General features: G+C 71.7%; 13 protein-coding genes. 6 read left to right on the forward strand and 7 right to left on the reverse strand.

Going from position 1 to position 12,665, the window contains the following annotated elements:
* Window positions 1-132 precede the first annotated feature (132 nt).
* From I8N67_RS05065 to thpD, 5 genes are all read left to right on the forward strand, one after another.
* Window positions 133-1,233, forward strand: coding sequence for a pyridoxal-phosphate-dependent aminotransferase family protein (locus I8N67_RS05065; RefSeq protein WP_200301355.1), 1,101 nt, complete (start codon window positions 133-135; stop codon window positions 1,231-1,233).
* 358 nt (window positions 1,234-1,591) lie between these two features.
* Window positions 1,592-2,155, forward strand: a complete 564-nt coding sequence (gene ectA, locus I8N67_RS05070; protein ID WP_234045084.1) for a diaminobutyrate acetyltransferase — start codon at window positions 1,592-1,594, stop codon at window positions 2,153-2,155.
* A 68-nt stretch (window positions 2,156-2,223) separates the two neighbouring features.
* Window positions 2,224-3,495: a diaminobutyrate--2-oxoglutarate transaminase gene (gene ectB / locus I8N67_RS05075; protein ID WP_200301357.1), complete on the forward strand. Its 1,272-nt coding sequence runs from the start codon at window positions 2,224-2,226 to the stop codon at window positions 3,493-3,495.
* Between the two features lie 61 nt (window positions 3,496-3,556).
* Entirely contained in the window at window positions 3,557-3,961 is a 405-nt protein-coding gene (locus I8N67_RS05080; RefSeq protein ID WP_200301358.1) for an ectoine synthase, read from the forward strand.
* A gap of 19 nt (window positions 3,962-3,980) precedes the next feature.
* A complete protein-coding gene (gene thpD / locus I8N67_RS05085; RefSeq protein ID WP_200301439.1) occupies window positions 3,981-4,877 on the forward strand; it encodes an ectoine hydroxylase in 897 nt (298 codons plus the stop codon).
* 137 nt (window positions 4,878-5,014) lie between these two features.
* Here the strand turns inward: thpD and I8N67_RS05090 are convergent, their stop codons facing one another.
* The 7 genes from I8N67_RS05090 to I8N67_RS05120 form a co-directional block, all read right to left on the reverse strand.
* Complete coding sequence (locus I8N67_RS05090; RefSeq protein WP_200301359.1) at window positions 5,015-6,040, reverse strand: maleylpyruvate isomerase family mycothiol-dependent enzyme; 1,026 nt, start codon at window positions 6,038-6,040, stop codon at window positions 5,015-5,017.
* Between the two features lie 76 nt (window positions 6,041-6,116).
* Window positions 6,117-6,725 carry an RNA polymerase sigma factor gene (locus I8N67_RS05095; protein WP_200301360.1) on the reverse strand — a complete coding sequence of 203 codons (609 nt, stop codon included), beginning with the start codon at window positions 6,723-6,725 and terminating at the stop codon, window positions 6,117-6,119.
* Window positions 6,726-6,803: 78 nt separating this feature from the next.
* Window positions 6,804-7,853 (reverse strand): aminotransferase class V-fold PLP-dependent enzyme, encoded by a 1,050-nt coding sequence (locus I8N67_RS05100; protein ID WP_200301361.1) that lies wholly within the window; start codon window positions 7,851-7,853, stop codon window positions 6,804-6,806.
* Between the two features lie 103 nt (window positions 7,854-7,956).
* On the reverse strand, window positions 7,957-8,679 hold the full coding sequence (locus I8N67_RS05105; protein WP_200301362.1) for a DsbA family oxidoreductase: 723 nt from the start codon (window positions 8,677-8,679) through the stop codon (window positions 7,957-7,959).
* Between the two features lie 79 nt (window positions 8,680-8,758).
* Entirely contained in the window at window positions 8,759-9,271 is a 513-nt protein-coding gene (locus I8N67_RS05110) for a GNAT family N-acetyltransferase (RefSeq protein ID WP_200301363.1), read from the reverse strand.
* Between the two features lie 169 nt (window positions 9,272-9,440).
* The gene (locus I8N67_RS05115; protein ID WP_200301364.1) at window positions 9,441-10,049 is read right to left on the reverse strand and encodes a DUF1349 domain-containing protein; all 609 of its coding nucleotides are present in this window, start codon (window positions 10,047-10,049) and stop codon (window positions 9,441-9,443) included.
* A gap of 126 nt (window positions 10,050-10,175) precedes the next feature.
* On the reverse strand, window positions 10,176-11,705 hold the full coding sequence (locus tag I8N67_RS05120) for an aldehyde dehydrogenase (NADP(+)) (RefSeq protein ID WP_200301365.1): 1,530 nt from the start codon (window positions 11,703-11,705) through the stop codon (window positions 10,176-10,178).
* A gap of 146 nt (window positions 11,706-11,851) precedes the next feature.
* Here I8N67_RS05120 and I8N67_RS05125 point away from each other — a divergent pair, with 146 nt between their 5' ends.
* Complete coding sequence (locus I8N67_RS05125; protein ID WP_200301366.1) at window positions 11,852-12,625, forward strand: IclR family transcriptional regulator; 774 nt, start codon at window positions 11,852-11,854, stop codon at window positions 12,623-12,625.
* The last annotated feature ends 40 nt before the right edge of the window (window positions 12,626-12,665 follow it).

Here is a 12,665-nt window from a genome sequence, read left to right on the forward strand (position 1 = left end):
AAACCAATCCGATGGTCGCTGGGCCGTTTGGCCTCAGAAGCCATCGGTAGCGGTCGGTAGCCATCGATGAGGGCGTTCGGAGACCGTCGGTACCCTCGACACCATCTACCCCGTGAGTGAAGAGAGCACCCCGTGACGCACCCGTTTCTGGACCTCGCCCCGTTGAGCGCCGCGCACTTCGCGTCGATCGAGGACCGGGTGGCCGGGCTGCTCTCCACCGGGCAGGACGTCGTGATCACACAGGGCGAGGCGCTGCTGCCGCTGGAGGGGGCGATCCGCGGGGCCGCCGGGCCCGGTACGACCGCGCTGAACGTGATCACCGGCCCGTACGGGCAGACCTTCGGGAACTGGCTGCGGGACTGCGGCGCGACCGTGATCGACCTGCCCGTCCCCTTCCACACGGCGGTCACGGCCGCGCGGATCCGGGAGGCGTTCGCCGCGCATCCGGCCATCGACTTCGTGTCCCTGGTGCACGCGGAGGCGGCCACCGGCAACACGAACCCCGTGGCGGAGATCGGCGAGGTCGTCCGCGAGCACGGCGCCCTGTTCTACCTGGACGCGGTCGCCTCCGTCGGCGCCGAGCCGGTGCTGCCCGACGCCTGGGGTGTCGACCTGTGCGTCATCGGGGCGCAGAAGGCGATGGGCGGACCGGCCGGGGTCTCGGCGATCTCCGTGAGCGAGCGGGCGTGGGCGCGGATGGCGGCCAACCCGCGGGCCCCGCGCCGCTCGTACCTCTCGCTCCTGGACTGGAAGGAGCGCTGGATCGACGGCGGCCGGCGCGCGCTCCCGCACGCACCCGCGCAGTTGGAGATGCTCGGCCTGGAGGCCTGCCTGGAGCGGATCGAGGCGGTCGGCCTGGACGCGGTGATGTCCCGGCACGCCTCGGCCGCCGCGGCGACCCGTGCGGGCGCGCTCGCCCTGGGCGGCGGCCTGGAGCCGTACGTCCACGAGGCGGCCGACGCGGCACCGGTCGCCACCACCCTGCGGGTGCCCGCCGGCGTCGACGCCTGCGAACTGGTCGCCAAGGCCCTCGCCATGGACCCCGCCCTGCCACTGATCGCGGGCGGCGGCGCCCTCGCCTCGGAGATGGTCCGCGTGAACCACTACGGCCCCGACGCGACCCCGGGCGCCGTGCACTCCAGCCTCGCGGGGCTGGGCGCGGCGCTCGCCGGGTTCGGCGTGACGGTGGATCCGCAGGGGGCTCGCCGGGCGGCGGCGGAGGCCTGGGGGTAGCCGGACCGCTCCCCGATCCCCCTGCTCCCATTCGAATTTCGGGGCCGCTTTTCGGGGCGGAAATTCGAATGGGATTATCAGGGCAGGACCCCGTATTCTCCTGCCCGCTCTCCCTCCATCTAAACGCAAAGGTTTCGCGAACACCACGGGATGCAATTCGAGCAGATCTCGTGAGGGTTACGCATGTGTGACCGACTCCACAGCACGCCCTTTTTGTGTGGTAATTTCCGGACCAATACCGTCGAAACAACCCCCCTTTCACGCACTCACTCACGCCCGCGTGATAACACACGGGCGCTCCACACGTAACCCCACGCGGCGATGCAATTCGAAATTCCCCTGGGTAAATTCAAGCCGCATGACTGCCGCACAAGCAGACCTGCACACCCCACCCTTGAAATCACAGCCAAAAGCACGGACGGAAATCGCGGAAGGGATTCGGATCGACCGCCCGGACGTGGCGGACGGCGCGGCGCTGTGGCGCATCGCCGGGAACTCCGGAGCCCTGGACCTGAACTCCTCGTACAGCTATCTGCTGTGGTGCCGGGACTTCGCGGACACCTCGGTGGTGGCGCGGGACGAGACGGGGGAACCCGTCGGGTTCGTGACCGGGTACGTGCGGCCGGAGCGGCCGGACACCCTGCTCGTGTGGCAGGTGGCCGTCGACGAGGCGCACCAGGGGCGCGGCCTCGCGGGCGCTCTGCTGGACGGGCTCACCGCGCGGGTCGCGCGACGGCACCCCCTGACCACCGTCGAGACGACCATCACCCCGGGCAACACCGCGTCCGAGCGCCTGTTCGCCGCCTATGCGGAACGGCACGACGCCGGCATCGAGCGCACGGTCCTGTTCGAGGCCGGGGACTTCCCCGACGGCTCGCACCAGCCCGAGGTGCTCCACCGCATCGGCCCGCTGTCCCTCTGAGGGACCCCGGCACCGGCCCGCCCAGAGAACGACTCCCCCTCCCCCCACGCATCGAGGAGCGATTCGACGTGACCATCACCCAGCCCGACCTCAGCGTCTTCGAGACCCTGGAGTCCGAGGTGCGCAGCTACTGCCGCGCCTGGCCCACCGTCTTCGACCGCGCGCAGGGCAGCCGGATGTACGACGAGGACGGCCACGCGTACCTGGACTTCTTCGCGGGCGCCGGGTCACTCAACTACGGCCACAACAACCCCGTACTCAAACGTGCCCTGATCGACTATCTGGAGCGGGACGGCGTCACGCACGGGCTCGACATGTCGACGACGGCGAAGCGGGCCTTCCTGGAGTCCTTCCAGAACCTGGTGCTGCGGCCGCGCGACCTCCCGTACAAGGTCATGTTCCCCGGGCCGACGGGCACCAACGCCGTGGAGTCCGCGCTGAAGCTGGCGCGGAAGGTGAAGGGGCGCGAGGCCATCGTGTCGTTCACCAACGCCTTCCACGGGATGTCGCTCGGGTCTCTGGCCGTGACCGGGAACGCCTTCAAGCGGGCCGGGGCCGGCATCCCGCTGGTGCACGGGACCCCGATGCCGTTCGACAACTACTTCGAGGGCAAGGTCCCGGACTTCCTCTGGTTCGAGCGGCTGCTGGAGGACCAGGGCTCCGGGCTCAACAAGCCCGCCGCCGTGATCGTGGAGACCGTGCAGGGCGAGGGCGGCATCAACGCCGCCCGCCCGGAGTGGCTGCGCGCGCTCGCCGAGCTGTGCGAGCGGCAGGACATGCTGCTGATCGTCGACGACATCCAGATGGGCTGCGGGCGTACGGGGGCCTTCTTCTCGTTCGAGGAGGCGGGCATCACCCCCGACATCGTGACCGTCTCCAAGTCCATCAGCGGGTACGGGCTGCCGATGTCGCTGTGCCTGTTCAAGCCGGAGCTGGACATCTGGGAGCCCGGCGAGCACAACGGCACCTTCCGCGGCAACAACCCGGCCTTCGTCACCGCGACCGCCGCCCTGGAGACGTACTGGGCGGACGGGTCCGCCATGGAGAAGCAGACCCGGGCGCGCGGTGAGCAGGTGGAGCAGGCGCTGATCTCGATCACCGAGGAGAACCTCGCCGATGTGAAGGAGTACCGGGGGCGCGGGCTGGTGTGGGGCATCGAGTTCCACGAGAAGGCGCGCGCGGGACGGGTGGCCCACCGGGCCTTCGAACTCGGGCTGCTGATCGAGACGTCCGGCCCGGAGAGCGAGGTCGTCAAGCTGCTGCCCGCCCTCACCATCACCCCCGACGAACTGGACGAGGGCCTGCGCGTCCTCGCCCGGGCCGTACGGGAAACCGTCTGAACTCCCGTTCCGGCGGCCCCCGGCCCCATGTGACACCCGACCTAGGAGGCATCGCAGTACCGTGATCGTCCGTTCGTTCAAGGACATCGAAGGCACCGACCGGCACGTCAGGGCCGCGTCCGGCACCTGGGAGAGCAAACGCATCGTCCTCGCCAAGGAGAGGGTCGGCTTCTCCCTCCACGAGACGGTCCTCTACGCCGGCACGGAGACGTCGATGTGGTACGCGAACCACGTCGAGGCCGTCGTCTGCGTCGAGGGCGAGGCCGAACTCACCGACCAGGAGACCGGGCGGAGTTACTCGATCACACCCGGGACCATGTACCTCCTCGACGGCCACGAGCGGCACACGCTGCGCGTCAAGGAGGACTTCCGCTGCCTCTGCGTCTTCAACCCGCCCGTCACCGGCCGGGAGGACCACGACGAGAACGGCGTCTACCCCCTGCTCACCGAACCCGAGGAGGTGTGACATCACCATGACCACGACCATGCCCACTGCCACCACCGTTCCCGACCTCTACCCGAGCCGCGGGGCCACCGAGGTGTCGGCGCCGCGCCAGGACCCGGTTGTCTGGGGTGCCCCCGGCACCCCCGGCCCGGTCTCCCTCGCCGACCTCCAGGCGTACGAGCGGGACGGCTTCCTGCCCGTCGAGGAGCTCATCGCGGGGGACGAGGTCGCCGTCTACCGGCGGGAGTTGGAGCGGCTCGTCACCGATCCGGCGATCCGTGCCGACGAGCGCTCGATCGTCGAGCCGAAGTCGGGGGAGATCCGGTCGGTCTTCGAGGTGCACCGGATCAGCGAGCTGTTCGCCCGGCTCGTGCGCGACGAGCGGGTCGTCGGGCGGGCCCGGCAGATCCTCGGCTCGGACGTGTACGTCCACCAGTCGCGGATCAACGTGAAGCCGGGCTTCGGCGCGTCCGGCTTCTACTGGCACTCCGACTTCGAGACCTGGCACGCCGAGGACGGGCTGCCGAACATGCGGACCGTGTCGGTGTCGATCGCGCTCACCGAGAACTTCGACACCAACGGCGGGCTGATGATCATGCCCGGCTCGCACCGGACGTTCCTCGGCTGCGCGGGGGCCACCCCGAAGGACAACTACAAGCAGTCCCTGCAGATGCAGGACGCCGGCACCCCCTCCGACGAGGCGCTCACCGCCATGGCCTGCGAGTACGGCATCAAGCTGTTCACCGGCAAGGCCGGTTCGGCGACCTGGTTCGACTGCAACTGCATGCACGGCTCCGGCGACAACATCACACCGTTCCCGCGCAGCAACGTCTTCATCGTGTTCAACAGCGTGGAGAACGCGGCGGTCGAACCGTTCGCGGCGCCGGTACGGCGGCCGGAGTTCATCGGGGCGAGGGACTTCACGCCGGTGCGGTGAGCCGGCTGTCACCCTGACCCCGCCGTCACCCTGACCGGGCTGTCTCCTGACCGGGCCGGGCGGTCGCTACCCCCCGAGCGACCGCCCGGCCCTTCCCGTGCCCCTGCACACAGCGCGGCGGGCCGCCGCAGGCGGCGTCACAGCCACGCCAGCGAAGCCGCCCTCTCCAGTACGGTCCGGGCCGCGCGTTCGTCGCCGGTGACGATCCTCGGTACCTCGTCCGGGGTGTGGCGGCCGCCGACCAGGAGGCAGAAGTCGACGGGGTCCAGGGTCAGTTCGGCCGTGAGGGGTTCGGACTCGTCGCCGAGGACCCAGTGGGTGCCGGCCGGGCCGGTGATGTCGACGAGGACGGGGGGCGCGCCGTGCAGGGCGGGGCCGAGGATGCGGACGGCGAGGCGGACCAGGGTGCGCAGGTGCTCGTCGGCGGGCGGGGGGACGGGGAGACCGAGGGCGCGGCCGATGTCGTCCGTGTGGATCCACGCCTCGAAGCCGCGGATCACGAAGTGGTCGGCGACCGGCAGTCTCAGGCCCATCACCGTGGCGGGGCGGGCGGCGAGTTCGGCGTCGCGGGCCTCGGGTGTGATCAGCAGCTCGGCGGCCTGCGCGGCCCAGGTGGCGACCGTCTCGCCGGGCGTGCGCGTGTGCTCGTGCGCGATGACGTCGGCGGTGCGCCGGTCCCAGGCGTCCCCCGCGGGGGTCCCCGCCGGGATGTTCGAGGCGGGCGGGCGGGCGTCGACGCCGAGGCGTACGGCGAGGTGTTCGTCGGCGGCGATGAGGTGCGCGACGGTGGCGTGCGCGTCCCAGTCGTGGACGACCGGCAGGCCCCAGCGGCCGTCCAGCTCCGGCACCAGCGCCTGGAGTCCGGCCACGGCGGCGGCGTACGGGGCGGCGTGCGGGGCGACCGCGGCGGCGCGGGGGCGGCGTGCGCGGAGGGCCGACGCGAGGACACCGTCCGCGCTCCCGGCCACGGCCGCACCCGCCGGGGCACCGGCACCCCGCGCGCCGTCCAGCAGTCGTACGGTGTCACGGAGTCGCTCGGCCTCCGCCGCGCACGCCTCGCACGCGGCCAGGTGCAGGGGGACCGTCCGGTCGTCGCCGGGTGGGAGCGCGCCGACCGCCCAGGCGGCCAGCAGCTCCCGTACGCCGTCGTGGTCGTTGGTCATCGCGCGCCGCCCTTTCGCCCTGCACCGTCCACGATACGCAGGACCCCTGCGGTCCGGGCGGTCGCGTGCGCCCCCATCACGCGCCCCTCACCGGTGCCGGGTCCGGTGGATCCGCGAGGGACTCCGCGAGCTTGCGCAGGGCCGAGCGGAGCCGGGTCTTCGCGGTGCCCTCGGGTATGCCCAGTTCGACGGCGGCCTGGCGGTAGGTGCGGCCCGCGAAGTAGGCGAGGTGGACCACCTCCCGCTGGGGGCGCGGCAGTTCGGCGAGGGCGGTGTGCAGCAGCAGGGAGCGCTCGCGGTCGACGACCGCCTCGTCCGGGCCGGGCCGGGGGTCGGGGATGCCGTGCAGCACCGTGTCGTCCGCGCGGGGGTCCTTGCGGTGCCGGGCCTCGCCGCGCACCCAGTCCACGGCCCGCCGGTGGGCGAGCATGGACAGCCAGGTGCGCAGCGAGCCGCGGCGCGCGTCGAAGCCGTACGGCCTGCTCCACAGCTGCGCGAAGACCTCCTGCGCCACGTCCTCGGCGGCCGCCGGGCTGCGCGTGACCCGGACGGCCACCCGCCGGACGAGTCCCCCGTACGCCGCGTACGCCTCACGCAGCGCGGACTCGTCCCCGTACACCAGCCGCCGATGCAACTCCACATCGATGGACGGCTGTTCGAGCGTCGGCTCCACCGGCACCACCACCTCGTGATGCCTTCCTAGCGTCCTCGCGCGGTCCGCGCCAGTGGGTCCCGGAAGTTCCGCGCCAGTGGGTCGGGGAAGTCAGCCGGACAGGACGTCCAGGAGCCGGTCGACGTCGGCGGGCGTGTTGTACAGGTGGAAGGCGGCCCTCAGATGGCCCGCGCGGTCGGAGACCTCGACCTCCGCCCGGCTCAATTCGGCCTGCCGCCGGCCGAGTCCGGGCACCGACACGATCGCCGAGCCGGGCGCCGGGACCGGCTCGTGGCCCAGTGCGGCGAGGCCCGCGCGGAAGCGGTCGGCCAGCGCGAGATCGTGATCCCGGACGTTCGCCACGCCCAGCTCCTCGATCAGCGCGAGGGACCGGCGGGCACCGGCGTACGAGAACAGGCTGGGGCTCTCGTCGAACCGGCGGGCGGAGCGGGCGAGTTCCTCGACCGGGCCGTAGCAGCTGTCCCAGGGCTCCTCCCCCGCGACCCAGCCGGCGAAGAGGGGGGTGAGGCCGCCGAGGTCCTCCGGGACGACGAGGAAGGTGACGCCGCGCGGGCAGACGAGCCACTTGAAGGCGACGGAGACGAGATAGTCGTACGCGTCCGTCTCGATCGGCAGCCAGCCGGCGGACTGCGACGCGTCGACGTAGGTACGCGCCCCGTGCGCCCGCGCGGCCTCGCGGATCGCGGCCAGGTCGGCGAGCCGGCCGTCGGCGGACTGGACGGCGCTGACCGCGACGAGCGCCGTGCCGGGGCGCACCGACTCGGCGATCCGCTCCAGCGGCACCTGGCGCACCTTGAGGTCGCCGCGCACATGGAAGGGGTGCACGAGGGAGGCGAAGTCGGCCTCGGCGGTGAGCACTTCGGCGCCCTCGGGCAGCGAGGCCGCGATCAGCCCGCTGTAGACGGCGACCGAGGCGCCGGCCGCCACCCGGCTGTCCGGCACCCCGACGATCCGCCCGAAGGCCGCCCGCGCGGCCTCCACATCGGCGAACATGTCCTGCGGTCGCCCGGCCGCGACGGATTCCACCGCGGCCTTCATGGCATCGACCGCGCGGACCGGCAGCAGCCCGGTGCTCGCGGTGTTCAGATAGGTGTTCTTCGGGGCGAACTCGGTCCGGACGAGGCTCTCGAAGGTCTCCATGACACCACTGTGCGGCCCATGAGTCCTCTCGTCCATTGAGATGTTTTACGTGGTTTACCCAAGCGATGCTTATACATCGCTCCTGGGCCGGCCCCGCACTCGCCTACTGGGGCACGGCGCATCCGTCCGGCCCACAGGCCTCCGCGTCCTCCGCGCCCGCCGTCGTGACCAGCTTCAGCGGAGGCCGCTCGCCCCACGCCTGGGCGAGGGCCCGCTCGAAGACCTCCGCGGGCTGCGCCCCGGAGACCCCGTACTTGCGGTCGAGCACGAAGAACGGCACCCCGTTCGCCCCCAGCTCCGCGGCCTCCCGCTCGTCCGCGCGGACGACGTCGGCGTACGCGGCCGGGTCGTCGAGCACCCCGCGCGCCGCGCTCTCGTCGAGCCCCGCCTCGACGGCCAGCTGGATCAGATACGTGTCGGCGTCGGCGTACACGGACCGCTCCTCGACGAAGTTGGCCCGGTAGAGGGCCTGGAGCAGTTCGCTCTGCCGGCCCTGCTCCTTGGCGAAGTGGAGGAGACGGTGCATGTCGAAGGTGCTGCCGTGGTCGCGGGCCTCGGCGCGGTAGTCGAGCCCCTCGGCGGCGGCCTGTTCGCGGAGGTTGTGCTCGCCGGCCTGGGCCTGCGCCTGGCTCATCCCGTACTTCTTGGTCAGCATGGTGAGGACCGACTGGATGTCGTCCTTGGCGCGGCCCGGGTCGAGCTCGAAGGAGCGGTGCACCACCTCGACGCCGTCGCGGTGCGGGAAGGCGGCGAGCGCCTTCTCGAAGCGGGCCTTGCCCACGTAGCACCAGGGGCAGGCGATGTCGCTCCAGATCTCGACGCGCATGGTTTCAGCTCTCTCCAGGTCGTACGGGTATGGAGGCGCCCTCCGCCTCCATAGTTGATGAACGTTCAAGCAGCCCGGCTCATTCCCCGGCCACCGGGTACGTGAGGAGGAGGTGATGGTCGCCGGGCGCGGGCGGGTTGCGGGGGTCGGGGGTCCAGCCGAGGCCGGTGTAGAAGGCGCGTGCCCGGTGGTTGTCCATGTGCACGGAGAGGGTGGCCGTGCGCTTGCCGTCCGCCTGCCACTCCTCCACGCAGGCCGCGTGCAGGGCACGGCCGGTGCCCCGGCGCCACTGGTCGGGGGCGACGTGGAACTGTGCGAGGTAGACGGTGTCGGCGGGTGCGTCGTCCGCCGTGCGGAACGAGGCGATTCCGGTGATCCGGCCCTGTTCCACCGCGCACAGGACATGGCCGTCCGGGCGTTCGATGGCTCGCTGCCAGGAGGCGAGCCAGTCCGTGCCGTCGTCGGGGACACCGGCGGGGTAGTAGGTCGCGCGGGCGCGGGCGTGCAGTGCGGCGATGCCCTGTGCCTCGGCGGGGAGCGCGGTCCTGATCACGCGCGCTCCGGTGACTCGGGTCACACGGTCCTTGATCATGCCGGGGAGGACGTGACCGGGGGCGGCGTGGTTCCGGGAGTTTCTTCGCCCCCGCCGCCCCTACCCGTCCCATCCCCCAGGGGCTGCGCCCCTTCAACCCCCCGATTCGATTCGGCTGCCCGTCCGGTGGGGGCTGATCGCGCCGTTCCCCGCGCCCCTTCAGGGCGCCTCAGCTGCCGTTTCTCAGGTCCTGGGGCCAGTTCGGGCGGAACTCGATCTCGTCGTACGTGACCACGCAGCCCTCGCCCATCGGTGACTGGGTCATGAAGCCTACGAGGGCGGCGCCGCTCTCCTTCTCGCCGGCGAGGGTGAAGAGCCGGACGAAGGTCCACCGCTTGCCGTCGCGGGAGGCGTGGAAGGCGAACGCCCGGCCGGTGCGGCTGACCCGCAGCCACACCGAACTGCCCTCCACGGTGAAGGAGTTGGCGTCGTCGGAGTGTCCACGCGTGACCACCGTGCACACGGTCGGCACGTCGGGTGAGTACTCCAGGCAGAGCTTCGCCCAGGCCCTTTCCCTCACGTGCACATACAGAACGCCCGCGTCGAACCCGGCGGCGAAGCCGACGGTGACACGGGCGATCAGCTGGAAGTCCCCCTCCGGCGCGCCCAGCAGCCTGGGCGCGTCCGAGGCGGGGTCCAGTCCCTCATCGGTGGGCGGCACGAACCGGTCCTGCCGCCCACCGGCCCACCCGGTGAGCACCCCGTCCTCATGGGACCAGTGCCCATCGGGACCGTATGTGCGAAGAGGGAAGGGGAGTTCGGGAAGTTCGAGATCCATTGGGCGATTCTTACAGCTCCGGGCCTGCGGCAGCAGGCTTTCAGGGGCGCGGGGAACTGCGCGATCAGCCACGACGAACCGACAGCCCGAAGCGGTCCGAACCTCTTACGGCGGCACCGCGGAGCGCTACCGCTCCAGGCGACCCTTGAACCGCCGCGGCAGCCCCAGCGGGTTGTCGTCCTTCAGCTCCGCCGGAAGCAGCGCGTCGGGCGCCCCCTGGTAGGCCACCGGCCGCAGCCACCGCTCGATCGCCGTCCCGCCCACCGAGGTGGACATGGAGGTCGTCGCGGGGTAGGGCCCACCGTGGTGCTGGGCGGCGGCCACGGCGACACCCGTCGGCCAGCCGTTGACGAGCACACGTCCGGCCAGCGGCGTCAGCTCGGCCAGCAGCTCCGGCCCGCGGCCCTCTCCGGCGGCCTCGCCACCGGACAGGTGCACCGTGGCGGTCAGGTTCCCCGGCAGGCGGGACAGGACCGACTTGGCCTCGTCCTCGTCCTCGTAGCGCGCCACGACGGTGAGCGGCCCGAAGCACTCCTCCAGGAGCAGATCGTGCTCGCCCTCGGCCGCCAGCTTGCCGGCGGGGACGGTCAGGAACCCGGGGCTGACGGTGTGCTCGCCGCCCGCGCCGGCGGTCACCGGCGACTCCACGTCGGGCAGCTCCGCGCGCTCGGCGACACCGGCGAGGAAGTTGTCACGCATGCGGTGGTCCAGCAGGACCCCGGAGCCGACGTCGCTGACCGCGTCGGTGAGCGACTTCAGCAGCCGGTCACCGGCGTCGCCGGCGGGCGCCAGCACCAGGCCCGGCTTCACGCAGAACTGGCCGACGCCGAGGGTCATGGAGCCGGCGAGGCCGGTTCCGATGGCCTCGGCGCGCTCCTCGGCGGCGGCCGCGGTGATGAGGACCGGGTTCAGGGAGCCCAGCTCGCCGTGGAACGGGATCGGCACCGGGCGGGCGGCCGCCGCGTCGAAGAGGGCGCGGCCGCCGCGTACGGAACCGGTGAAGCCGGCGGCCGTGACGAGCGGGTGCTTGACGAGCTCGACGCCCGCCTCGAAGCCGTGGACGAGGCCGAGGACGCCCTCGGGGATGCCGTGCTCGGCGGCGGCCCGGCGCAGCACGATCGCGACCAGCTCGGACAGGGCCGGGTGGTCGGGGTGGGCCTTGACCACGACCGGGCACCCGGCGGCCAGCGCGCTCGCCGTGTCGCCGCCGGGGACGGAGAAGGCGAAGGGGAAGTTCGAGGCCGAGTAGACGGCCACCACGCCGAGCGGGACCTTGTAGCGCCGCAGATCGGGGATGGGCGGGGTCGCCGTGTCGTCGGGGTGGTTGATCACCACGTCGAGGAAGGCGCCCTCGTCGACGATGTCGGCGAAGGCCCGCAGCTGATAGCCGGTGCGGGCGAGTTCGCCGGTGAGCCGGACCGGGCCGAGCGCGGTCTCCGCGTCGGCGACCTCGACCAGCTGGTCCTTGGCCGCCTGAAGCTGGTCGGCTGCCGTGCGCAGGAAGGCCGAGCGAACGGTACGGTCGGCCAGCGAAGCACGGGCGGCGTGCGCCGCGCGGACGGCGGCGTCCACCTCCTGGGCTGTGGCCTCCACCGCAACCTGCTCGCGCTGCTTCCCGGTACGGGGGTCGACACTCCAGACTGGTGCTGCTGCCACCGTGGGTCCCTTTCACGTTTACCTGGGTTCATTCACCAGGATTACCTGGGTCCATTCACCAGGGTCGTTCGATATGCTGAACGCTGTCTCTGATGATGAATATGCTGTCGGAGACTATTTCCCGTCGAACGAAGGGGTCAAGGGCGATGTCGGCAGTCGAGACGGGCGGCGGAGCACAGGTCAAATCGGCGGTGCGGACCGTTGAGCTGCTCGAATACTTCGCCGGACGCCCCGGTATGCACTCCCTGGCCGCCGTGCAGGAGGCGGTGGGTTACCCCAAGTCGAGTCTGTACATGCTGCTTCGGACCCTCGTGGAGCTGGGCTGGGTCGAGACGGACGCGACGGGCACGCGGTACGGCATCGGGGTACGGGCGCTGCTCGTCGGCACGTCGTACATCGACGGGGACGAGGTGGTGGCGCTGGCCCGGCCGACGCTGGACCGGCTCTCGGACGACACCACGGAGACGATCCACCTGGCCCGGCTCGACGGCACGAACGTCGTCTACCTGGCCACCCGCCAGTCGCAGCACTACCTGCGCCCCTTCACCCGGGTCGGCCGCCGGCTGCCCGCCCACTCCACCTCGCTCGGCAAGGCGCTGCTGGCCACCCACACCGACGAGCAGGTCCGCAAGCTGCTCCCTGAGACCCTTCCGGCGCTCACCGAGAACACGATCACCGACCGGGAGCAGCTCATCGAGGAGCTGCGCCAGATCCGCGATCAGGGCTTCTCCGTGGACCGCGAGGAGAACACCCTCGGGCTGCGCTGCTTCGGCGTGGCGATCCCGTACCGCACGCCGGCCCGCGACGCCATCAGCTGCTCGGTCCCGGTGGCCCGGCTGACCCCGGCCCATGAACAGCTGGTCAAGGACTCCCTGTTCGACGCGCGCGACCGGCTGACGCTGGCGACCCGGCGGCTCTGACGGGTTCACGGCCGCGGCCGCCGCATGAAGAGCCCATGAG

Source organism: Streptomyces adelaidensis (assembly GCF_016598475.1).
GTDB classification, from domain to species: Bacteria; Actinomycetota; Actinomycetes; order Streptomycetales; family Streptomycetaceae; genus Streptomyces; species Streptomyces adelaidensis.

Excerpts from the sequence above, each read along its gene's own strand:
- ectA (WP_234045084.1), top strand. The coding sequence starts at position 1,592 with ATGACTGCCGCACAAGCAGACCTGCACACCCCACCCTTGAAATCACAG.
- thpD (WP_200301439.1), top strand. The coding sequence starts at position 3,981 with ATGCCCACTGCCACCACCGTTCCCGACCTCTACCCGAGCCGCGGGGCC.
- I8N67_RS05090 (WP_200301359.1), bottom strand. The coding sequence starts at position 6,040 with ATGACCAACGACCACGACGGCGTACGGGAGCTGCTGGCCGCCTGGGCG.
- I8N67_RS05100 (WP_200301361.1), bottom strand. The coding sequence starts at position 7,853 with ATGGAGACCTTCGAGAGCCTCGTCCGGACCGAGTTCGCCCCGAAGAAC.
- I8N67_RS05105 (WP_200301362.1), bottom strand. The coding sequence starts at position 8,679 with ATGCGCGTCGAGATCTGGAGCGACATCGCCTGCCCCTGGTGCTACGTG.
- I8N67_RS05110 (WP_200301363.1), bottom strand. The coding sequence starts at position 9,271 with ATGATCAAGGACCGTGTGACCCGAGTCACCGGAGCGCGCGTGATCAGG.
- I8N67_RS05115 (WP_200301364.1), bottom strand. The coding sequence starts at position 10,049 with ATGGATCTCGAACTTCCCGAACTCCCCTTCCCTCTTCGCACATACGGT.
- I8N67_RS05125 (WP_200301366.1), top strand. The coding sequence starts at position 11,852 with ATGTCGGCAGTCGAGACGGGCGGCGGAGCACAGGTCAAATCGGCGGTG.